21 protein-coding genes and 1 pseudogene are annotated in these 22,697 nt (G+C 56.9%); 12 read left to right on the forward strand and 10 right to left on the reverse strand.

Features of this window, described 5'->3' with window-relative positions; translation table 11 throughout:
* Positions 1-76 precede the first annotated feature (76 nt).
* From JNB88_RS22100 to JNB88_RS33730, 6 genes are all read left to right on the forward strand, one after another.
* Positions 77-514, forward strand: a complete 438-nt coding sequence (locus JNB88_RS22100; protein ID WP_220357277.1) for an Lrp/AsnC family transcriptional regulator — start codon at positions 77-79, stop codon at positions 512-514.
* Between the two features lie 719 nt (positions 515-1,233).
* Positions 1,234-2,232, forward strand: a complete 999-nt coding sequence (locus tag JNB88_RS22105; protein ID WP_220357278.1) for a PD-(D/E)XK nuclease domain-containing protein — start codon at positions 1,234-1,236, stop codon at positions 2,230-2,232.
* Entirely contained in the window at positions 2,222-3,340 is a 1,119-nt protein-coding gene (locus tag JNB88_RS22110; protein WP_220357279.1) for a hypothetical protein, read from the forward strand. The genes JNB88_RS22105 and JNB88_RS22110 overlap by 11 nt, the downstream gene beginning before the upstream one ends.
* A 20-nt stretch (positions 3,341-3,360) precedes the next feature.
* On the forward strand, positions 3,361-4,014 hold the full coding sequence (locus JNB88_RS22115; protein ID WP_220357280.1) for a hypothetical protein: 654 nt from the start codon (positions 3,361-3,363) through the stop codon (positions 4,012-4,014).
* 180 nt (positions 4,015-4,194) lie between these two features.
* Positions 4,195-6,594, forward strand: a complete 2,400-nt coding sequence (locus tag JNB88_RS22120; RefSeq protein WP_220357281.1) for an NACHT domain-containing protein — start codon at positions 4,195-4,197, stop codon at positions 6,592-6,594.
* 121 nt (positions 6,595-6,715) lie between these two features.
* Positions 6,716-7,882, forward strand: a complete 1,167-nt coding sequence (locus tag JNB88_RS33730; protein WP_223217280.1) for a hypothetical protein — start codon at positions 6,716-6,718, stop codon at positions 7,880-7,882.
* Positions 7,883-8,081: 199 nt separating this feature from the next.
* Here JNB88_RS33730 and JNB88_RS22130 read toward each other — a convergent pair whose 3' ends face one another.
* The 3 genes from JNB88_RS22130 to JNB88_RS22140 form a co-directional block, all read right to left on the reverse strand.
* Positions 8,082-8,609 (reverse strand): hypothetical protein, encoded by a 528-nt coding sequence (locus JNB88_RS22130; protein ID WP_220357282.1) that lies wholly within the window; start codon positions 8,607-8,609, stop codon positions 8,082-8,084.
* Positions 8,599-11,412 carry a TrlF family AAA-like ATPase gene (locus JNB88_RS22135; protein ID WP_220357283.1) on the reverse strand — a complete coding sequence of 938 codons (2,814 nt, stop codon included), beginning with the start codon at positions 11,410-11,412 and terminating at the stop codon, positions 8,599-8,601. Before JNB88_RS22135 ends, JNB88_RS22130 begins: the two co-directional genes overlap by 11 nt.
* Positions 11,413-11,628: 216 nt before the next feature.
* Positions 11,629-12,759 (reverse strand): RHE_PE00001 family protein, encoded by a 1,131-nt coding sequence (locus tag JNB88_RS22140; RefSeq protein WP_220357284.1) that lies wholly within the window; start codon positions 12,757-12,759, stop codon positions 11,629-11,631.
* 530 nt (positions 12,760-13,289) lie between these two features.
* Here JNB88_RS22140 and JNB88_RS22145 point away from each other — a divergent pair.
* Positions 13,290-14,207, forward strand: coding sequence for a recombinase family protein (locus JNB88_RS22145; protein WP_220357285.1), 918 nt, complete (start codon positions 13,290-13,292; stop codon positions 14,205-14,207).
* 380 nt (positions 14,208-14,587) lie between these two features.
* Entirely contained in the window at positions 14,588-15,091 is a 504-nt protein-coding gene (locus JNB88_RS22150) for an arsenate reductase/protein-tyrosine-phosphatase family protein (protein ID WP_220357286.1), read from the forward strand.
* Here the strand turns inward: JNB88_RS22150 and JNB88_RS22155 are convergent.
* Both JNB88_RS22155 and JNB88_RS22160 read right to left on the reverse strand, forming a co-directional pair.
* Complete coding sequence (locus JNB88_RS22155; protein WP_220357287.1) at positions 15,088-15,726, reverse strand: exopolysaccharide biosynthesis protein; 639 nt, start codon at positions 15,724-15,726, stop codon at positions 15,088-15,090. The genes JNB88_RS22150 and JNB88_RS22155 overlap by 4 nt on opposite strands.
* Before the next feature lie 31 nt (positions 15,727-15,757).
* Complete coding sequence (locus JNB88_RS22160) at positions 15,758-15,967, reverse strand: hypothetical protein (RefSeq protein WP_220357288.1); 210 nt, start codon at positions 15,965-15,967, stop codon at positions 15,758-15,760.
* Positions 15,968-16,096: 129 nt separating this feature from the next.
* On the opposite strand from JNB88_RS22160, the gene JNB88_RS22165 reads away from it, so the two are divergent.
* The 4 genes and pseudogenes from JNB88_RS22165 to JNB88_RS22180 form a co-directional block, all read left to right on the forward strand.
* Positions 16,097-16,408: a PadR family transcriptional regulator gene (locus JNB88_RS22165; RefSeq protein WP_136883602.1), complete on the forward strand. Its 312-nt coding sequence runs from the start codon at positions 16,097-16,099 to the stop codon at positions 16,406-16,408.
* Positions 16,380-17,609 (forward strand): chromate efflux transporter, encoded by a 1,230-nt coding sequence (gene chrA / locus JNB88_RS22170; RefSeq protein ID WP_338111021.1) that lies wholly within the window; start codon positions 16,380-16,382, stop codon positions 17,607-17,609. Before JNB88_RS22165 ends, chrA begins: the two co-directional genes overlap by 29 nt.
* Before the next feature lie 16 nt (positions 17,610-17,625).
* A complete protein-coding gene (locus JNB88_RS22175; protein ID WP_220357289.1) occupies positions 17,626-18,420 on the forward strand; it encodes a sulfurtransferase in 795 nt (264 codons plus the stop codon).
* A gap of 226 nt (positions 18,421-18,646) precedes the next feature.
* Positions 18,647-19,148: pseudogene (locus JNB88_RS22180) on the forward strand (tyrosine-type recombinase/integrase); the annotation flags it as partial.
* A gap of 243 nt (positions 19,149-19,391) precedes the next feature.
* Here the strand turns inward: JNB88_RS22180 and JNB88_RS22185 are convergent.
* The 5 genes from JNB88_RS22185 to JNB88_RS22205 are packed head-to-tail and all read right to left on the reverse strand — an operon-like array spanning position 19,392 to position 22,625.
* Positions 19,392-19,964 carry an alpha-ketoglutarate-dependent dioxygenase AlkB gene (locus JNB88_RS22185; protein WP_220357290.1) on the reverse strand — a complete coding sequence of 191 codons (573 nt, stop codon included), beginning with the start codon at positions 19,962-19,964 and terminating at the stop codon, positions 19,392-19,394.
* Positions 19,954-20,481 carry a metallophosphoesterase family protein gene (locus JNB88_RS22190; RefSeq protein WP_220357291.1) on the reverse strand — a complete coding sequence of 176 codons (528 nt, stop codon included), beginning with the start codon at positions 20,479-20,481 and terminating at the stop codon, positions 19,954-19,956. The genes JNB88_RS22185 and JNB88_RS22190 overlap by 11 nt, the downstream gene beginning before the upstream one ends.
* Before the next feature lie 3 nt (positions 20,482-20,484).
* Positions 20,485-20,856, reverse strand: coding sequence for a hypothetical protein (locus JNB88_RS22195; protein WP_220357292.1), 372 nt, complete (start codon positions 20,854-20,856; stop codon positions 20,485-20,487).
* Positions 20,857-20,871: 15 nt separating this feature from the next.
* On the reverse strand, positions 20,872-21,339 hold the full coding sequence (locus JNB88_RS22200) for a DUF2269 family protein (RefSeq protein ID WP_220357293.1): 468 nt from the start codon (positions 21,337-21,339) through the stop codon (positions 20,872-20,874).
* Entirely contained in the window at positions 21,339-22,625 is a 1,287-nt protein-coding gene (locus JNB88_RS22205) for an SDR family oxidoreductase (RefSeq protein WP_220357294.1), read from the reverse strand. The genes JNB88_RS22200 and JNB88_RS22205 overlap by 1 nt, the downstream gene beginning before the upstream one ends.
* Positions 22,626-22,697 lie beyond the last annotated feature (72 nt).

Below are 22,697 nucleotides of genomic sequence, written 5' to 3' on the forward strand. Positions count from 1 at the left end.
TGCCAAAAAAGTATCAATTTAATCACGTGGATGGCCATATCGATCAACACGGTTGGCTAAATTGACAGGACTAGTTGTGAGCATCGCGAAATATATTCCCGACGAATTGGATCGCCGGCTCATCGCTCACTTGCGCGCCGATGGGCGGGCATCGCTCGCAAAGCTTGCCGATCTAATGGGCGTTGCAAGAGGCACGGTGCAGAACCGGCTCGATCGACTAATCGAAACGGGGACCCTGCTCGGCTTTACCGTTCGGGTGCGGGAGGACTATGATGAACGGACAGTCCATGCCGTCATGATGATCGAAGTCGTTGGCAAATCGACGACGCAAGTCATTCGCAAAATGCGAGGCCTGACCGAAGTCTATTCGCTGCACACGACGAACGGCAACTGGGATCTTGTCGCGAATATCCGGGCTGCGAGCCTCTCGGATTTCGATCGAGTTCTGCGCGAGGTCCGCATGATCGAAGGTGTCTCAAACAGCGAAACTAGCCTGTTACTGAGTAGCGTGTAAATTGTAGGCTAAATAAAAGCATAGATGAACAGGCTCAGGCACAAATCTTGATTGCTGCTCTTGATGGGAAACGAACCGACGACCCATGACGTAGAACAGCTAAGTATCTCAATATTCTTGTATTTAGCGCGAAGAGAGGTTTGAAAGCAATAAGGGGGAAGAATGAATGCTCTGCTCCCTCATTAGCGCTTTCGATTGCCGCGGGCAGGGGCGCCGAGAACGCCGCGAACCGGACGACTACCGCCTAGTACGCACAGACAACACATTGCCGATAAAGCTCTGTTGAAACTCACTGCCCCATCCCGACCGTCCAAACATTTTTAACACCTTGCTAAAAGCAAAGACGGTTTCAGAATGAGATCGAGCCCTGCCTCGTGCCGTTTGTTCGGGCGTCAGTCCGCCACCAGTTTGTCACTTGTCGGCCAAACTCTTGGGATTGAAACTGTTGGCAAGCTCGATATCGGTTGCGAATGCGACGCGCCGACCAAGCGCCTCTACAGAATTCATCTTCTCATCGCACGCCTCGACCTCCGACATAGATTAGGTGGAGACAATCATGTGATGACTTGAATGCTGGCAGTTCGGGCGCAACGCCTCTGGGAACGAGATGTTTACTTCATTACGGCCCTTCAACTTGTGGATGACCAACAAACCACCTCTGCGATCCGCAATACTTGTGATGGTAATTTCAATCTGCGAATCGGATTAGGAAGTTATGAATGGCTGAGACTGTGAACCGTGCGCAGATGGCAGAAGACCTATCAAATAAGGTCTTTGCTGAGTTTCTTTGGCAGAAAACCGGTCCGATGAACGAGAATTGGCCGTGTGAGCAAGGAGAAGCCCACAACGCTAAAAGCCATCCAACCGATGTCGTCTTCTTCTATGACGAGCCATATTCGACCGTTCGAAGCTACATCCAATGCGACCTCAAGAGCTACGGCAAGGATAGTATCAAGCGAAATGCAGTGAAAGACGCCATCCTGAGCCTCGCAGATCAAGTGTCTTGTGCAGAAATTAGTGAGGTCTGGCAAAGCAGATATACGCACAAATCATCTACTTTTGAGATTTCAGGACTGCTCTTCGTCTATAATCACGACAAGGAATTCCATAAGTCATTTGATAGCCTGATTACCGACATTCGGCCGGAAGACATCAAGATCCCGAAGCGCTCACGTCTGTATGTTCTTGGACCGGAAGAGATAAATTGGTTGCAGCGAGTTGCTTATGAATTGCAACGGATGCGCGGTGACGAAGACGAGACAAACCGGCTTCCTCCTCGCGAACGCTGCGCCTTCTTCTACCCCCAGCTAGTCAGAAACACAGTTGTCCGAAGTGAGCGTGCGCGGGCAGCAACCATGGAGATGCTGAAGTCCCCGTGGATTATCCTAGAGCATTTCGACGAAGACGAGAAACGGCAAGGATTTGTCATTTTCCATCGCCGTACGACCACAGTTGAAGGCCTGATGTACTTACTCGACTATTTGCGAAGGCACGAGCTTATTGTGAACAAGACGCGGATAGACATCAAGGTTCAACCGGACGACAAAGAAGCGTCGGCTAACTTGCAGAAGGCAACCCAAGAGTACGTGGCCTCTATAACTGGAGAAAACCAAGACACGGATTTCGCTAAACGCCTTTCGCGCATTAAGATTTCCCACGTCCCCGAGATTCTCGCATCGTACTCAACCGAAGAGATTGGAATGAGCTATGCAGGATAAACGTCCACGTCTGTTTGCTACCGACAAAGAGCTTTACGACCTGATGTATTCGGCTAAGCAGAGGATCACGGATGGCGTTCTGCATCGCGCCACAAGGGAGCGCGGGGTGTTCTTCGGAGCCTCGACCACCCGCGCAGATCTCGCGGATTATATCTCGATGACGATCCATGACCTACAGGATGTGGTCGAGCTAGTGAAAGATGCGGAGCCTGGCACCAGAGGAGAACGCACCAGTTCGCTTGCCCTCAAAATGAAACTGGATGTGGCCGAAATCAAAGAGGTCATGAAAGAGTATGCGGATACGGATGGCAGGGGAGATAACGTCTCAGTTCAACAGAAAACGTCTGAGGCACTGACTGCGAGCGTAGCCTATAGCGAGTTTGATCTTTCACGCACAACCCTTGCACAGCGGCAAGACAGAGTCGCGACGTTAGACTTCAAGGTCGAGGACGATGGCATCGTGATCCGCTACCCGGCGAACGACAAAGGCCGAGAGATCGTCGACATATTCATTGAAAAATTAGAAAGCAAAAAGAAGAGCCAGCTTCAACAGGAACGCGTTGCGGTCGAAGATCTTTCGCCAGAGGACCGTACTCGGTTTTTCGTCAATCTAGTAACCAGGATGTCTGGGTTCAGATTAGACACCGTTACAAAGCTTAAGGTCTCGTCGGCATCGATCTCAGAGGATGATTTGGAACTGGATGACGATGACGATACTGCTGAGAAAGACGTCGCAAAATCTGAAATGATCAACCTGGTAAAGAACGTCGCCCTGACCGGTAACGACCTCTTGGTGTCAAAGCAGTATAAGCAGATGGAGGAGGATGGCTTTTTCATCACGGCGATCAAATGGGAAGCCACCCAGACGGTGCACCCTTTTGACAAGGCTGAGTTCGAGGCCCTGTTCGAGAACCCACAGGAGGGAACGGGGTTTCAGTATCGCGCAAGACATTCTCGCCGTTCGGAACGCACTGGAAGCTACCCCCACAACTTCAAGCTACCTGACGACGCGATCAAGAAAGTGTTGTTCTCCCTTCTAGAACAAACAGCACGGACGGTTCTGGCAGACATCCGGTCCAGTCGCCCAATCGCCAAGGGCGAAAAGTGATGCGCGTCCGGTGGTTCGGCTTGTTCACGCGACTGACACTGCGCGACGTCGCGGCTCAGTTAAAGGATGCACCGTATAAAGACGGGTCGACAGATGGTTTCGTTGTCGAACAATTGCGCTCCGACGTCCTTGAGGCATCTTTAATCCAGCGGCTCCAGACGACACACGAAGCGATCGATCCATTTGGCTTCAAGGAGCAGTTTGACGTCATCGAATATGTGAGAACGCAGTTCCGTCTGGATTCTACTCGAAACGTTATCGAGTTAAGGGACCCTGGAAGATCGAGTTCAAAGCTCGTTAGCAGACTCCTAGAAGTGTTGGGTGCGAATTTCACAATCGAAGAAGAAACCGTGAACCCCCTTGTATGGGCGAACAAATTTAGTGAGATGGTCGACCTCTATGGTTCTATCGAAAAGGTACAAATCGGATCGGTCGCACTAGGGGAGAATACTGTTGCACAAGTTGTGGTGAAAGGAAGCAGCGATGTCGCCGACGCGGCAATTAAGTTCGTCGCTCCATCGGAATACACGCTTGAAAAGGTACAACTGAAGCTTCGATCAGCCCGCGGCTCCGTGACGTTTCAGAGAAACTCGAGCGTCGTACTCTCCGCTGGCTTCGATGAGCGATTGATGGACGCCCTCCGCGACAGTCTGAGCGAGACCAAAGTGACGTAGGGGAATTCGGGCCTCTATACACAACCACCAATCATTCCGCGCTTGCCGGTGGAGCATACCGCAGCGAGCAATCGTAACGAAAGAAGATTTTGATCACGGCGACCAGGTATCTGATTGCTATTGAACAGTCGCCGAGGCTGGTCATCCTGACGTTTGCACAAACAGGACATTGTTACGGAAATGGCTGCAAAATTGAAACCGTCAGGGTCTGCCCTTCGCGATAAGGTCGCAGGTCTCCTCAAGTGTGTTCACGATGAGGTGGAAATTGAAAAGGGTTTGTCGATAACGACCGCCGACGTCTTCTACGTCGACGCCAGCAACCAGTTCTTCCCGAGGAAAATTGCCATCGAGTGCAAAGATTGGGGAAGAGGGCTCGCATCCTCGAACCTTGCGGAAATCTACAATCTCTACAAGCCGTCTTTGGACAAGGGCGAGATCGACAATCTGTTGATCATTGGCGAGAAGGAGCTCTCGCAGCAGCCGTCACGGTCAATGGGGACATTGGACAACGCAGCCTATGTGTCGTTTGATATGTTTGTCACGTCGCTGATGAACTTCAATTTTTTGCTCCAAGACAACGTAGCTGCGTTTCGCAACCACGACTCGTCGAAGAATTTCATTCACACCAATGTAAAGGGCCAGGGCAAAACCCTCGAGCAGGCCGCCCTCGACTGGCTCGCATCTAACGAAAATATCCTTCTGACCTACGGCGGATATGGTGTCGGCAAAACCAGCTTCAGTCTCTACTTCTGCAAGTTGATGACCGAACGCTATCGTTTGGGAGAATTCGACCGCATCCCGATCCGGCTGACGTTGGGTGACCTCTTTACCAAGCAAGATGTAAAAAGCGTGATCTGCTCGGCGATGACCGGCGCCGATGGCGGACCCGCCGTCCGCAACTTTGCCTACAACCTGTTCATCGAAATGAACCGCGAAGGCTATTTTCTTCTAATCCTCGACGGTTTCGACGAGATGCGGCATGCCATGACGCTCGATGATTTCAGGTTCATTTTCGAGGATATGGCAACCCTGTTTCAAGGCAATTCGAAGACGATCATTCTCGGCAGGCCAGACTCGTTCTTTTCCGCAGACGAGGAAAATGCGGTCATTGATTCCATTTTGACCAGTGTGCTCGGCGACCTCAAGCGGTTGAGGAAAGTCGAAGTCGATTTGCTACGCAGGGAGCAGGTCGACACATATCTCGACAACGTACTCGCCCGGAAGGCTGGTGACGAAAACTTCGCGCAACTGGTTGAAATCAAAGACCGAGCGCTCGCCGATGAGCTGGATGTCCTATCGCGGCCGGTACAGCTCAACATGTTCACGACGATCATGAGCAGCATGGCGATGTCCGAAGGCAGATTTAGCCGATACGAGCTCTACTTCCAATTCATCTATCGTTTCGTCCTACGCGAACATGGGAAGGCAAGCCGCAAACTCACTGATGAACAGCTGGGTGATTCCGCGATCGGATATAGTGACCCGCGAACGATCTTCATGCAGCGACTGGCATGGTGGTTGCTGACGGAAAAGAAGGAAAACCGCTTCAGAGCGATCGAGGTCCCTCCAGAATTCGTCCCGCAAACCGTGCGTAGTTCTCGCGGAAGCGAAGCGGCCTTAAGGGAAGTGATCGTCGGCTCCGTGGTCGAGCACCTTGGTGGGCAGACCGTCATCGGCACGAAAGGACCTAAGATCTACTATTTTCCGCACAAGAGCTATGTCGAGTTCCTCGTCGCAGAGTTCTTTTGCCGCGAGAAGTTCAGCGTGGAGATGTACACGACCTTCTTTCGATTCATGAACAGCGAGATCCTATCTTTCATCGCGGAAGGGCCTGCCGATGCGGTCGCCAACATCCGCGCCGGTCTGGAGCACGCCAAGGGAACAGTTAGCGCCGACGTCTTGCGGATAGCTTCCCGTGACCCTGCAATCCTTAAAGAGGAGCAAAAACTGTCCGAAGGCAATACGACGCCCGGCCGGCTTTATGTCTATTACGAATACCTATTGGCGAACGCCAGAAGCGACCAGGACATCGAAGACTTTCTTGTCGTTGTGATGTCGAAAGCGACGGCAATCAACCGTGTCGGCCCGGCTTACGCTTTGCTTGCCCACTATCTTGGACGAAAGAAGACCCTTGTGCTGATGGAGCGGGTTCTGGTGCTCGCCTTGAACAAGGTCGGCATATTTAAACTGAAGGAAATGCTGACAAAGACTAGCTCAATCTATTCGATGGATGGTGCAGCTGCTCACATGGTTTTCCTCTCTGTCTGCGCTTCGATCGAGCGCGGCGCCGTTTCGATCGACTTGGGTGAGATGAAACGCTTTGCGCGCGAAGCCTGCCAAAAGAGCCTCTATGTCAGCGGGTTCGACTCGCCGCCCGTCAAGGACGCCCGGAGCTTCAGCCTCAAACTCGGTGCCATCAAAGGGTTGTCTCCCGACATCAAAGAGTTTTTGGTTGCTTTCCCAGCAAAGTCGCGGCATCGCTTCAACGTGCAGGTTCACGGAAGGCCCGATGAGCTGTTGACGGGCATGTCGAATATTTTCGCGGCGCCACGAGACTTACGCGACCTCGACCAGTCTTGAACAACCGACATAAAGTTGTTCTTGGCTGTCGATCGGCAATTGACCATCGCATTGCGATCCGTGGTAAGATCGCAGGCTATCTGGCCAGTTTGATGCACGACCAAAGCCACATGGTGCCGTAATGTTGGACTTGTTTGATCCTCGATTCCGAGAAGAAAAACTCCATGACAGCTTTCGTCTCATTACGGCCGCGCCCGATTACAAGAAGGTCCAGCCTGTCATCCAAGCTTGGGCCACCGGCATGTTAGATCGGAAGGGAGAGAGCCAGAAGTTCGTCAACGAATTTCAAACTACATTCAATTCGTCGATGTGGGAAATCTATCTGAACCAGGCGCTGCGCGATTTAGGATGCAGCATAGATTTCTCGAAATCAGCTCCAGATTTTGTCGCACGAGGCCACGGAAACTACGAGTTCAACGTGGAAGCTGTTATCTCCGATCAGCGGCCGACTGTCTCGCAGCGGAAGACATTCGACGAGCAAGATTTCAAAATGCGTGGTGCGTTGAAGCTTGCCGGGAAGATCAGAGACAAACTGGATCTCTACCGCGGATCCAACGTAAAAAAGCACCCCTATTCATCAATGAGCCATGTGCGCGGTCGGCCGTTCGTTATCGCGATTGCCCCCTTCGATAGCAGTCTCTCACTCACCCAGAACAACGAGCTCATTAACATGGTTCTGTATGGACTGGCGCCACCCGTGCTCCACGGGCCAGACCGCGGGAAGCAGGGCAGGATAAGCTCGATTTTGAAGGCATCGGGCTCACCGGTCCAGATGGGAATTTTCACCAACGATTCGTTCAAGGAAATCAGCGCTGTCTTCTTTTCAACGGTTGGGACCTTCGGAAAAGCCGTCGTTGAGAGCAAGATCGAAAAGCTAGTGCGTTCAACGCGGTACAGGCTGATCGATAAGCGAAATATTGAACCCAACCCGAAGCATTGGCAGCTTGGAACGCATCGGGTGCAGCTCGCCCCGTTGGATTACCTAGTCAGAGAGCGGCGAGAAAGCGAAACTCATATCGGCGGCGCCGACATGCATGTTCGTCATTCGTCGTTCCATCACGAAACCCACTTGGATGGATTTCAAGTCTACTTCAATCCATTTGCTGAAGTGCCGTTAGACCAAAAATTCCCTTGGCCTCCGGAAGTTGCTCTCAACTACTATGATGTCAAGAGCGGCGAACACGTCCAGGCGCATCCAGACGGAGCTCTGGTGTCGAGGCAAGTCTACGACATAAGACCCGAATTCATTCACCTTTTACTCGGGACATATGGATTTCTCCGACCATAGCGACTCGCCACCCAGATCGTGCGTGATCCGGCCGCGGTGCAATTACTCGTATTCGAGAACCTTAAGCGTTTGCTTAGCCAGATTAGGCGCGATTCTTACGCTCCAGCTCAGGGCGGCTGCCGTGAACCATATCACCATCCACTGACTTTCGATGGATGCGGCGAGAATTAGGAACGTCCGAGCTGAGGCTCTTCATCTGTTATTGATGGCCTACATGCGCATAGCCCCATGCTGCCTGGATCCTCCTCGTCTTCTCGGACCTCTCAATCGCGTCAAGCATATGTCGGATCGCGCGTATGCCTGCCGAAACAAGATCCCTGTCACGGTCGGTGAAATACACTTTCGAGCCGTGGAAAAGGTTGTTCCGTATCGTCCTCACCTGAAGCAGGACATCCAGTACTGTCTTAGGAATTGCCGCATCTCGGAATTCACATCCCCCGTCAGCGATCTTTGTCAAGGTGCGCGCTGGTTCGCGAAACAGGATTGCGGCCTCGGCGTCGGCGGCCACCTCAGCGAGGAAAGACTTGTGGAGATCCTTCGCGAAGCTATCCCAAAGGACCCAGGCATTCTCGCCAATATCACCGCCAGCGTATCCGGACGAAAGCAGGGCGAACTCTAGGCGCGAGAAAAGCCCGAAGAATTCCACTGTGATGTAGGGAACGTTGCCCACTTCCTCTACGTAAACATCGGCGTTTTGCTTTTTGCGAGCAGCCCTGTCAAAACGCATATTTCCGACCTCTCAGTTCGAACGCATCGCGGCCGCCCTCCATCGTGTCGGTGATGGTCGTCCGGACGGCTGGAGTTTCGATCGCGCCATCGGCCTCGATTTCAACCCTTGCCGCCTGGGAATCATTCGGACTATCGGGTTCAACGCTCGGCGTGAGCGCAATCACTTTGTCCGCGTCGCCATTGACCACGAAGTTGGGATTGTGCGTCGCAAAAATGAGCTGTCGCTTCCGCTTGGTGGTCTGGAGAAGCTTCGCAATCTTCATGATGATCTTGTTGTCCAGATCATCCTCTGGCTGGTCGATGATCAGTGTTCCAGCCTCTTGCTCCAGAAGAAGCGCGAGGAGAGCTGAGGCTTGCTGGCCCGGAGAAGCTCTTTCGAACGGCATATAGCCACCCCGATCCCGGTATTCGAACCGCACGAATGGGGACGACCAGGCAGACAACAGTTCCCCCATTCGAGCATCGTCAAGCCGTCCCAAGACAGCCGTCGCCTGTTTGTCAGTCGTGTCCCAGCCCAAGGCGAGCCGTATCTTGCCGATCAGGTTTGGATCGATCTCCGATCCCTCCCCCGCATGGACGAGGCTATGTCGAATTTCCAGCAGTCCCTGCAGGAACTGCTCCCAGCCGTGCCCCTCATTGGCGCTCGCTTCGGAAACCTTGGTCGAGCATCGCTGCTCTAGTTCCCGGAACGAGCACTTCTCGCAAAGGTCGATGAGCGCGTCCAGGCGGCGACGTGGGAGCGGTTCCTCGTCGACCCTGGCTCGCAGGGTTCCACTGGACATCTGTTCGACCCGATCCGACGACGAGTTTAGAATCCGACGGAGTTTCGTGACCTCATCAGACAGCGCCCTCCGGCTGGTCTGCAGCGCTTCCTGTGCCTCGGCGACTTTTCCACCGCCGAATTCTCTGGCACGCGCTGCAGCTTCCGCTGTTTCCAGCTCGCCGGAAAGGCGGCGATGATCGCCCAGGATGGAAGACAGGTGCTGCTGCGCTGCGTTCGCTTCCTCATACCTCGTCCCGAATTCGATGTGGGCGCCAGCGAATACCATGCGGTGTCGCTCGATCTCTTGATGGATATTGGAGAGTTCGAGCTGCATTGCATCGGACAGTTCTTGCATCCTGGCGCACGATTCCGCCAGTGACGTCCTGACCGCTCTCACCGACGGAATATCGATGGCCTGCTCCCAGCTAGCAAGATCGAGGGCCTGCATCCGTTCCAGAGTTGCCTGACGCGCCTGTACGTCCTCGAGAGCACTTGCGAACAGTCTCTCGGTTCTCGAGTAGACTTGATGCTGATCAAGGATAGCACGCTGTTCCTCGCTCAAGCCGCCAGCTTCAAGCCGGGTGCCGGTGGCATCGAGTCTGCTTTTCAGGTCTGCAACCCTCGCTAGCTCGCGGTCATACGCGGCCTGAGAAGCCCATGCCTGGACAAGTGTTTGGAACGCGAGGCGTACCCCACGCTCGGCTTCCTCGATCCGCTGCTCTGTGTCGCGCCGCTGGTCGACCGCTTCTGCGGCGGCGATGCCGGTAATCTGTTCGTCTGCGGTCTCCGCCTTGCGCACCAACGTGGAGAGCTGCTGCTGGGAAAAGGCGCGCGCGCGAAACCGCTCCTGAGCCACGGCGACGGGAAGATCCGTTTCATCGCCAGCTTCGGTGCGTATCGCGATCACAGAAAGTCTACTGAGTGTGCGACGCCAGGTTTCGCGCACACCGTCACGCTCAAGATCGACCTCAACGTACCCCCCGATCAGTGTCGACCTGACAAGGTCTCTCTCGCGCTCCGAACTCTCACCCTCGTCCGTGTCCAGCGTACTGCGGCCGAGGCCAAACCGAAGGTATTCGAGCAGCGCGGATTTGCCGGACCCGCGGCCCCCGATAAAAGCATTAAAGCCGTCGTTGAAGGTCACCTCCATGCCGGGTCCAGTCAGCGAAGAACATACGCGAAGCTCAAGAACCCGCTGGCTCGGGATTGTCGGAGGACCGTATGTGATCCTGGCGAGATCAGCTAGCACAGCTTGCCTGATCGATTCCGCGGTCGGCTCCCCCAAACGCACCCAGCAGGCGTTTGAACCGAGTGCGTCATATGATGCGGAACGGTTGTCTCCGGTAGTCAGGATGCCACGGCGACGGTCACCCCATTCAGGGGTCTCGCCATAGATCTTGTCGAGAGTTCCCTTGTCCAGCTTTTCGTAGTGCTGCTCGTTGTAGACACCATCGACCTCCAGCTCGGCGAAACGCGGATGGAAACCCTTGCGGAGTATGTCCTTGTGGCCTCCCTTGCTGGCGTGAGGCAGTACGATGCTTCGGCCCTGGAATGCGATGTCCTCCATCGCAGAACCGATGAAGTCGGCGATATCCTTACCACAAACATCAGCTTGCGGGGCTCGCCCGAGATTGAGATCCGGCGCGGCGACCCGTGGCATGATGCCGAAAATCCGAAGAGTGACATCGTGACCTGTGCCCTCGTCAAAAAGGATCAGGCACTGGACCGCATCCTGGCAGGTCACCTCGACGCCCGGAAACAGCCATATCCTGGCTTTGGCCGCGGTTGATCGCTCAATCGCGCGGGCAACGTACGGATAAAGCGCAACATCATGATGGTCGGTTATGGCGATCGCCTCTATGCCCTTCTCGAGGCACCTCGCGACAAATACGTCCGCCCACTCTTCCCGTGCCGCCTCACTATCTGTGGTCCCTCCTGGGAGCGGACCTGAACCCGACCAGTTCGAGTCACGCGGCGTGTGGATCTGAAAGTCGGTTTTCTTCCAGACCGCCCCGGGATGTCTGCCCTTGATATGCAATCCGCCTCTCCTCCACGAACTAATCTGCAAGCTATAGAACAGGTATACGTCAGAATACTACCGCACCGACACGGCCAGCGCCCAGCAAAGAACCTTGGTATTGCCGGAAGAACTCAAGACGGATTTTGAAGCCGACAAATCATCGAGGAATTGCGCACCAGCTGTCGGGATCACATGTCTGACGACCAGAAAACAGCAGGGGCGGAACTCTCGAATTCAAACTATACCCCACGCCCGAAACCTCCCCCTCCCCGTCATCTCGCGCAGGCCAAGTTCCAAAACGATCCGCCGCGCCGCCTGCGGCGTGACGTCGAGCGTCTTCGCCACCATCCCGGCCGAGACCAGCGGCCTTGCCATGACGAGCTCGATCAGTTCCGGCAATTTCGAAGACGTCCGCCGCCCCTCCAGTTTTCGGTCCATCATCGTTTTCGCCAGCGTCAACCGGTCATGCTCTTTCATGCCAATCTCGGCGACCGCCAAAAGCCCGTGGGCGATGGCGAGCAGCCGGGTCTCGCGGTCAAGGTGGCGGCGCCGATCGACGGGAATGGTTTTCAGGCCGAGATTGATGGCGGCAAGGTGCGCGCCGGTGGTGATCCCGGCCTGGCGCAGGATCGCCGCGGCCAACAAGCGGCCGAGCCAGGGGGCATGCTGAAGAACTAACAGCTCGTTCCAGGCATCGAGGGCGATGATGGCCTGCAACGCCGCCGGCAAATTTTCGGCCTGGCGCAGCACGCCGCGCCATTCGTAGAGCCGGGCATCTTCGTCCCAGTCGAGATCGTAGACGAGCGGATCTTTTTCCGCTGCGCCAGCGCGGCCGGGCCGCTTGGCGTGTTCAATCGCCGCCTCCGATCGCGCCAGCAGCGCATCGATAGCGGCATAGTCAACGCCGGGCAGATTTTCCGCATCACCACCATAGTCCCCCTCCCCTTCAGCATTGATCGGGGTCGCGGGCCGTATGGCGCCGGCCGCCTCGGTCTCGCCGGCGCCGGTCGATGCAATCTCAGAGGTCTGCCGCAAAGTTTGGATACCGTCCGTGGATAATGCCCAATCCGGCGCCTGAGCGGCAATGCGCCGGCGGGTGCGCAGCACGTCGCGGGCGATGGTCAGTTCGTGGGTGGGCGTGCGGGTGTCGCGAAGCGCGTCGTGGAGAACGAGGTCTTCGAGGTGAACGAGCTCGCCGTCGATCCACAGCGAGGCGCAGGCGTCGGCGAAATTTTGTCGCTCGAGAAAGCCTCCGCCGACCGGCGAGCGGGCAATGCGCTCGTCGAGACGGGCGAGCGCGATGCCGGCGTCGAAAGCCGGCTGAATCAGGGCTGTCATGCTGATTTTCGTGAGATCGTAAGTCATTGATTTTATGGTAAATGATTTCTTAAAGGAAATCTATCTCCACATTTGGGTTCGCCACTGGATAGATTGCACCAGCGCAGCGCTGGCCATCGATAATGATCGGTTATCGATGGTAGTTGATCTGGAGTCGCAAATCAGCGATGTCGGCCGTCCGAATTCGGCGGATTCCCCACATTCCCGGCTATTTCGGGCGTTTTTCGCCCCAGTTCGGCGGACAGCACGCTGCGACGCAGCGTTCCCTTTCTTCGCGGACGAAGCAAGCGCCGCCACATTTCGCGATGAATTTCGGTCGTTCTTCTCTATTCCTTAGATGAACATCGAGGTTGATGCCGCCTGGAGCCTTATTTTCCGGCATTTCCGCCTCAGAGCGCCGATAGCGCGCGATCGCCGCACTGGAGGGCCCCAGATGCGCGCCGGATCGGAAAACGCGCTGTACGGACTCTCATTTAGCACGTAAAACACGCTTGCAAAGGAACCATTACCTATGCGTTCCTTATTTGAACAAACGCAGCGGAACCAGGGAAAAATCTATGGCAAAATCTGCGAAGAACATCGCCCCTGCTTTGCCTCGTCGGCTTATCGGCTATGCACGCGTTTCTACCGACGACCAGATTCACGATGCGCAGATCGACGAACTACGGGCCGCCGGCTGTGAGCGTATTCACCAGGAGCATGGTTCTGGCGCCTCTCGTACCCGGCCGGTTCTCGCCAGGGTGCTGAAGGAGCTGTCTGCCGGCGACGTCCTCGTCGTCGTGCGGCTGGACCGGCTGGCACGTTCGGTCAGTCATCTGCTCGATGTCATCGAGAACCTCGAGGAACGAGGCGTCCATTTCCGATCGCTGCGCGATCCGATCGACACTTCGACGCCACAGGGCATGTTCTCACTCCAGGTCCTTGGTGCTGTGGCCCAGCTCGAGCGAGCACTGATCGCCGAGCGCACGAAGTCGGGGATGAGGGCGGCCAAGGCACGTGGTCGCCTAGCAGGCAATCCAGGTCTTCGTGAGCGACGACCAGAAGCGATCCGTGCTGCCGCAGCCGCCAAGAACCGGGTCTACCTCGACGAACTAATTACGTCTGCCCAAACCTGGCTTCCGACGGTAAAGCGGCTTCGGCCGCAGCATAGCTGGGACAACGTTGTGCGGATCCTCAATCGGAAGGGCCACGACTGGACTGTCGAGCGCCTGCGCCGCGCCGTCCATCGTTTGGTGAGAGAGAAGCTCGCGGACTCCGAACTGTTGGCCCGCTCTCCCCGCAGACCAGTGGACGATCGCCATATGAAGCTTGTCGCGGCGATCGCGATCGCAGATCCGACTTTGACGCTGCGGGATATCGCAGGTCAGTTGGACCAGATGGGAGAGCGTCCGGTTCGCGGCGGCCGGAAATGGCAACCCTCATCCGTCAAGGCTCTCATGGATGAGGCGTTTCGGTTTGGGCTTCTGAGGGACTGAGCAGCTCGCGTGCTAACCGCGAGATCGCTTTGGAGCGGTTCCGCGGCGCCAGCGTCGAGAGCTTGTTCCAGCGCGGATCTTTAATCGCCGCGGACGCAAAGCCGAGGCGGCGTTGTTCGGGTGACAATATCCCCGCAACCCGCGGCGGCGCCGATTTGACCGCCGAATGTACGTGGCGCAATAAGCGAGCCAGCCGTGGATGGGCAGGCACACGATAAGGTTCAGGCCGGTTTTAAAAAGGTCAATGTTCTGCCAGGACATCCACCCTGCAGATTTTCACAGAGGATCTGCGTCGCAGATCTCCCGTCCCCTTCATAAAACTGTCACCCAACATTGGCATCGCTGTATCGATTTCCGATATCGTTATCCGGGGGGGATTGATGCAAAACGGGATCTATCACGCACTGTTCCTTTCACGCCGCAACTCCGCGCGCAGCGTGATGGCGGAAGCTATTCTGAACAAGATCGGCAAGGGTCGCTTCGAGGCCGTGAGCGCGGCCGTTGATCCTGCGCCGGTCATCGAGCCGACGGTCTTGGAACTGTTGCGGACGGCAGATTATCCGATAGAGAATATAACGCCACGGCATTTTGGGGCGTTCGCGGAGGCAGGCGCCGCCGACTTGGACTTCGTCTTCACGCTCAGTGACACCGCCGCCGGTGAGCCACTTCCGGAATGGCCGGGCTTGCCCATCACCTCGCACTGGCGGTGCCCCGACCCGCTCCTCGTCGAGGGTGAAGCCTGGGAGCGCAAACAAGCGTTCACGCAGGTGCTGACCGGACTGGAACGTCGCCTCAATATCTTTATCAGTCTGCCTTTTGCTTCGCTGGACCGGATGAGTCTCCAGAACCAGATCCGGAGCCTTGGCGAGGCGCAGGAGGTTTAGCTCTCTGATTGGCTGGAAGCGGTGTCGAGACCTATCCAATCCACGATCAGCCACCAGCTACCGGTAAGAATACCGGCACTAACGGCCGCTGCGATCATTGCGACCAGCAGTCCTATGCCGATTGCCAGCGAATCGCGCTGTGCCATTCCCAGAGCCGTAATGAGCACGGCCAGGCCCGGCAGCATATTGCCGAAGGGAATGGGCAGGGCGATCAGGATGGCCATCGTGAGGATAACTAGCCCGAGTACCGGCCGCATCGCAGTCTGGGAAAGCAGTCTGCCACGTGGTCTCATGTGTCGCTCCAGCCTAGCGAGGATTGGAGCGCCATGTGTGGCCGTCCGCTCAACAACGGCTCGAGGTATACTCAGGGCTGCCAGTCGACCAGGAAGCCGCAATCGTTCGGCGCCGAAGATGATCTGCATCGATAACAGAGCAAGAGCTACACCAAACACGAGTCCTGCCGGAATGCCTGGCGTTGGAATGATCGCAGGAATGGCGAACATCAGGAGCACGACGGCAATCCCCTGATCGCCCATCGCCCGTAGAAGGTCTCCCACGGTTGCAGCCCGCGGCAACCGGTCCGGCAGAGTGCGGAGCAGACTGGCGATGCCGTCAGTGCTGGCGGCATCGCTCATGCACACCACCACTCTCGCCAATCAGGTCGTACTATTGCCATGCGGCCTCGTTCTTCTTTTCATAGTCCCCGAACGCCTTCTTCAGGCCGCCGAGCACCTCGGCTGCGGTTTCGAACATCGCCTTCAGTTGCGGCTCGTCGACCTTTTCAATGTCTTCCCGCAGATGATCCATGGTTTCCTGCAAGCAGGTCTGCATTTTCTGGGTATGGTGACGCGGATCACGATCGGCTTCACTGACCATCGGTATTCTCCTATGGTTTGTGCTTCGATGAACCGCCAATCCGTCTGACGGTTGCAGGCAAAACTCTTTACCTCTAATCTCGGTTCCCGATATCGTTTTTCGAGAGTGAGGTTTTACTTATGGTGATAAATGGAACATCAGGACCTTCTCTCCGGCTTCATCCGGCTTCATGTCCTGCATCATGCGGCCGAAGGCGATCTCCACGGTCTCTGGATGATCGAGGAACTCGCGCATCACGGCTACAAGGTATCGGCCGGTACACTCTATCCGATGCTGCATTCCATGGAGAAAAAGGGATACCTCACCTCGCGAACCGAGCGGGTAGGCCGCACGCATCGCAGGATCTACAACGCGACGCCATACGGCATAGCAGCTCTCGAACTGGCCAGGGAAAAGGCGAAGGAGCTGTTTCGTGAAGTCGTCGGTGGAAGCAATTCATGAAGACGCTGTTGCGCGTCCAGGCGGTACACCGGGAGAAGTCTTCACAGCCTTCCTGAAGCTCGGGCTTACCTCCTTCGGCGGCCCGATCGCTCATCTCGGATATTTCCGCGACGAACTGGTGGTTCGACGCAAATGGGTCGACGAGACGGGTTACGGCGATCTCGTGGCCCTTTGCCAATTCCTTCCCGGGCCCGCCTCAAGCCAGGTCGGCTTTGCGCTTGGCCTGCTTCGGGCAGGTCCTCTCGGCGCACTCGCCGCATGGGCGGCCTTCACATTGCCGTCTGCAATCTTGCTTGTCATCTTCGCCATGGCTGCGACCGCCTTCGACGGACCGGTTGGATCCGGCCTGCTACACGGGCTGAAGATCGTGGCTGTCGCCGTTGTTGCTCAGGCGGTCTGGGGAATGGCGAAGAGTCTGACGCCGGATCGGGAGCGCGCGGGCATCGCGCTGGCCGCTGTCCTCATCGTCGTCTTTTCTGCAGGGGCAATCGGACAGATCGCCGCGATATCAGTTGGAGCGCTCGCAGGTCTTGTACTTTGCCGCAACGGCCCAGTCACGGGCGGGACGCATCTTTCGTTTCAGGTTTCCCGATCCTTCGGCATTGCCTGCCTTATCGCCTTTTTCGTTCTGCTTGGCGTCTTGCCCGTTATCGCCTCTGCATCAGGTCTCCAGGGACTGTCGCTTTTTGACGCCTTCTATCGATCTGGTGCGTTGGTGTTCGGCGGTGGTCATGTCGTGCTGCCGTTGTTGCAGGCCGAAGTGGTCAATCCCGGCTGGATGACCAATGACACCTTCCTTGCAGGCTACGGGGCGGCCCAGGCGGTTCCCGGACCGCTGTTCACGTTCGCGGCCTATCTCGGCGCGGTCGTGGGACCCGCTCCAAATGGTCTCCTCGGAGCAAGCATCTGTCTGATCGCGGTATTCCTGCCCGGCTTCCTGCTGCTGCTGGGTGCCCTGCCATTCTGGGACAGCTTTCGCAAACGCCCTGCGGCTCAGGCCGCGATGCGCGGCGCCAATGCAGCCGTCGTCGGCATCCTCGGCGCGGCTCTCTACAGTCCAGTCTGGACGAGTGCCGTACTAAATCCAGAGGATTTCGCGCTCGCTCTGACAGGTTTTATCCTGCTGGTCGTCTGGAAGGCGCCGCCGTGGATCGTCGTCGTGCTGTTGGCAGCAGGTGGCACTCTCCTTCACGTGATATAACCGGCGGAACATAACTATGAACCACGATCCGATCATCGAGCCATCCTCTCTTCGGGACCTGGCGAACTTTCACCTTCTCGACGTCCGCGATCCGCAAAGCTTTGACGAGGGACACGTGGCTAACGCCGTACGTGTCCCGATAGAAGTCTGGGAAGCTGCAGCAAAGGCGGAAGAGACTTCGTTCGAATCCGTTGATTACTGGCAAGATGCGATCTCGCCGCTTGGTCTCGATCCCGATGTCCCATGGATCGTTTACGACGATGGTCGAATGACTGAGGCGGCGAGGGTCTGGTTCATCCTCCAGTTTTATGGCGCTACAGCCTTCATTCTCAATGGGGGACTTCCTTCATTGCGAGAAGCAGGTGCCGATGTGCCCACAGCGGTCCCTGCAAGCTGTGGGTCTGCGTTTATTGCAAAGCCAGCATCTGGTCAGGTTGGTCTGATTGACCGAGAAGGGCTAAAAACAGAACTTGGAACGAACGTGCAGATCTTCGATGCCCGCTCGGCGGGGGAGTTCGATGGAAAGGATTTGCGCCGCAATGCGAGGGGTGGACATCTGCCGGGGGCAACACTCTTGCCTCACGCTGAGCTGCTGGATGGAAGCTTCGTTCGTCCAACAAACGAACTTCGCTCCCTCCTCAACCAGGCCGGCTTCGAGCCGGGCCATCACATTGTCACCCATTGCGACGGTGGTGGTCGCGCTGCTCTGGCTGCCGCGGCAGCCGTTCGTGCGGGGTACGACGATGTCCGCGCCTATTACCTCAGCTTTTCCGATTGGGCGAAGGATGAAAGCTGCCCGATCGTGCGATAACCCGGCGTTTTTCGAGCCCCGATATTAAGGACGCGTGCCAAAGCGCTGAGTTCATCGGCGCGCTGCACGGCAATCTTCTGCCACATCCCGCGAACTGCAAATCGCGATCGCTGGCTGGCTGCGGAAAATCAGCAAGCCTCGGCGTTCTGCGATCCGGCACAGCAAAGAGAATCACGCTGCACGTGAGTCCGCTCAGTTTGGGTGAATCCGGCGAATTGGGAGAATGTCCGGCGGCCGGCGGCGCAGCGAGATCGCAGGCCTTCGCCTGGAACAACTGACCGTGGAAGCTCCAATCGAAGTCACAGACGGCCCTCCCCTCCCCACTTTGGCCATTCATCTTGGCCGCACCAAGACGACATCAGGCGAGCAGGGCGACGTCGTCTATCTCACTGGCCGGCCGGTCGAAGCATTGAATGCCTGGCTGGCGGCCGCAAAGATCGACAAGGGAAGCGTCTTCAGGGGGATTGGGCGCTGGGGCACGGTGTCGAAGCGGGCGCTCGATCCGCAGTCGGTCAATGCGATCCTGAAGCAGCGGGCGGATGGCGGGGCTGAATGTGAGGGAGTTTTCGGCGCACGGGTTGCGATCGCGATACCTGACCCAAGCTGCCAACCGTGGAATTCCTCTCCTCGAGGCGATGGAGCAATCGCGACACAGGTCGGTCCAGCAGGCTTCGAGCTATTACAACAGTGCGACACGAAAGAGCGGACGAGCAGCACGACTTCTATGACCATACAATATGTCTGATAAAGTTGCCTTGATCGCCACCCTCTACGCACAGCTGAACCAACGTCTATTCCAAAGCATCCTCTGACGCCTGTTCTACTGCGTCTGCTTGCTCGAGCTCCAGCGACTTCGGGCGGCGACGGCCTACGATCCGAGGCGAATGGGATGCTGACCCGCTTGCGATAACGCCTCGGCTCCCGCATTGCCGACAGATTCTGTCAAGCCTCTATGAGGCCAGGGACGGCGATTATACAACATCTGACAGCTCCCTGAAGGTGATCGAATATCGCAGACGGTCGACGGGAGGGATTGAATGCTCCCAGACAGTTCGTGCCGGGCCTGACAGAACGTAGATGGACCCGGGCTGCGCCTCGATTGATGCGCGCTCCCAGTTCTCGCCGTTTCTGCGGCGAAGGCGAAATGTGCAGGGCGACAACAGCGAGATACCGACAACGACCCCAAAGACGGCCTTGTCTCGATGCCAGCCAATTGGCGCGCCGATATCATATTCGCTCACGAGGACCTGCTGAAGACGCCCCGCTGCCATTCCAGCGAAATCAGCCGCGATGTTACGCAAGGGAAACAGAATGTCAGGTATGCCATCGGTTTTCTGAAGCGAGGCCAGAGCGAAATCATACTTCCAGCCGAATGAGACGACCCGTCGTTTGCCCTCGTAACCATGGAAGTCGAACGCCTTGAATGGCAACGACGGTATCCACGCGAGCAATTCGTTTTGCGTTGCCTGCGAAATGGCATCCGCCTTGTAGCGAAAACCCTCCGGCAAACGCTGCGGCAGATCGCCGAAAAGATCATCCTGCATGCGCGGTGTCCTTTGATTGCAATCGCCCTGGCCGCTTCGTCAGCAATTCGGGCAGAGTCGTCGGACGCAGCTCGCGAGGGTCAACACCAACATCGAATTGACGCGGCATGGGCTTCAATCTGCCGTGCGAGTGACCATGCAGGTTGATCGACCCCTTGCCCATCTGGTTCCAGGTGCGGAATGCATAGTGACAGAGAATGAGCCGATGGCCGTCGGTCGTGAGTTCAGCGTAGTGCTGAACACTCGCCCATCCGGCAGCCCTTGTGGTTTCGGCCGGATCATTGTTGCCGATGATGAGATGCTTTTCGCCATGAAGCCGGGAAAGGAGCTGCTCGGCGAAGCCGGCTCGCTTGACCGCGAAATCTCCGAGATGCCAAATTTCGTCTTCCGGCAAAACGCGGCTGTTCCAGTTCGAGATCAGGGCAGCATCATGGTCAGGCATATTAGGGAAAGGACGCCGATCGATGCGCAGCACGCGCGGATCGCCGAAATGAGTATCGCCTGTGAAGTAAATCATACCTCAATCGCTGCCCGACCTGACCTGCTCGACGCGAAGGATGCCGGCGGAGAGCGGCGCAAGTATGTTGCTTTCTTTCCCGGAGAGGTAAATCCAATCAGCCCACCGGTAAGGCGCCAGGACGACGACCTGCCGGTCATGAATTAATTTTGCGGCTCCCTTGCGGACGAAACGGATTTTCAACACCGCGACTTCGTCCTGGGTGCAGAATTGCTCTTTACGATGGGTTCGAGTGGTGAGGCCGAAGAACTTGCCGTGTCCTTTCCGGACCGCAACGTCACCGCAACGGACACTGCTATGTTTCTCTGCCTCAGCGTCGCGATCGACCTTGGAGCCTCCGATCCCTCTCAGACCGCCGAGACAGCGCACAGCCACCGGCAAATTTGCGTTCTACCACGTCGGACGCGTAATCATCAGCCAGACGATTGCGAGTACCGCGCCAAACGCCGGAAAGCCGAAGAAAAACCAGCGCCTGAACAGGTCGTGATACCGCTTCGGCAGGGGGCTGCCCGTCCTCTCCGCTTCGATGGCGAGATTGCGCATCTCCATCTGCATCCAGACGACCGGCAGCCAGAAGATCCCGGTAAGGATGTAGAGCAGGATCGAGATAAGGATCCAGCCGTCCGTCAACGAGTAGCCCACATTCCAGGCCAGTGCCACGCCGGTGATTGGCTGTACGACCACTGCTGTGGCGGTGAAGAGGAAGTCCGCCAGAACGACGATGCGAGCGACCGGTGCAATCGTCGATGCGTTTCCGGTTCGGTGGGCAATCAGCATGAAGAACGCGATCCCGGCGCCGGTACCAAGCAGAACGCATGCGCCGATGATGTGGAGGAATTTCAGGAGGAAATAGAGCATCAACGCTCCTCCAAAATCGCGAAGGCGACCAGATGAAGAACAAGGATTGGTCCGATTTTCAGAAGCGGACCTAATGGTTCGTGCCAGAGCGCAGGAATGAGAATGGTGCCAGCGATCGCATAGAAGATCGACACCAGCACCGCGCCCCACAAGCCGAGGCGGCTCGTACGCCGGAAAGCGATCATTATTCCGATTGTAATGTCTGCCAGCGCTCCGGCGACGACAGAAGGCACCGCCAGCACGCCGGCATTGCCACGGTTCATCAGCGCCAGGCCCTCGTCGAAGCCGACGGTGACCGAAATAATTCCAGTGACGATCCAGAACAGCGGCAGAACCACGAAAATCAGTGGCTTGAGGAAGAAGAGATTCGAAAACCAACGTTCTTGCACGTTCGCCGGCGCCGATTTCAGCGCCTCAGCAAGGGATCGAGGTTGGATGCCGACTGTCGCGGCCCAAGGCTGAGGGTCTCCCGTTGCACCCCGGGCAATCTCCTTTTTGGCTGTTGTCCGAAGTGCAGGCCTCCAGCCCAGCACGCCCGCAAGGTCGCCGAGGGAATAAAGCAGCGAGGCGACGATCGACGGCACTGGTAATTGGACGGCCGGCCGTCTTCCAAGCCAACGGCGATAGATCCGGACCACCTCTTCAAAGGCCAGCCGCTGCGGTCCAGCCATTTCCAGAATGACCTGTCTTGCGGCGTTCGGTTCAAGCAACTTCACCACCGTTTCCACGACGTCGTCGAGTTGGACGACCTGAAGCTCGCCGCCTCCCGGCATCACCGGAAGAACAGGTAGGGCTGCCAAACCACGTATGAGCGCACTTGCGCCGAACGCCGGGCGCCCGAGCACGACAGACGGGCGCAGGATGACCCAGTCAAGATCGCGCGCCATCACAACGTCGTCGCCCCGGAATTTTGTTTCGGAGAATTGGCTCGGCTGCTGTCGATCGACACCAATTGCCGAAAAATGCACGACGCGCCTCACCCCCAGTTGCTCGCACGCCTGAAACAACGCTGCCGGCCCGGCGACATGAATCCCGGCCACGTCCTCTCTCGGGCTGTCCTGCAAGGCTCCGACGCAGTTGACGACCGCATGCACATTCTCCAGAATCGGAACCCAGGCCTGAACATCGACGGCGGATGCAACGTCCAGGTAAACGGTTTTGGTGGCGCCGAAAGGCGCAAGACCTCCCGGCCTGACGACCGCCACAACCTGATGACCGTCCTGGAGTAATCGTCCGCATATCGAAGAGCCGATGAGGCCGTTGGCGCCGGTCACGAGGATGTTCATCGCCTCTCCTGTCATATGTCGGTCGCTCGGGCACTTTCCCGGCGGCCTTCTTCCTGCATGAGCGTCGCTGGC

The organism is Rhizobium cauense, from assembly GCF_019511525.1.
In the GTDB taxonomy this organism is placed as follows: Bacteria; Pseudomonadota; Alphaproteobacteria; order Rhizobiales; family Rhizobiaceae; genus Rhizobium; species Rhizobium cauense.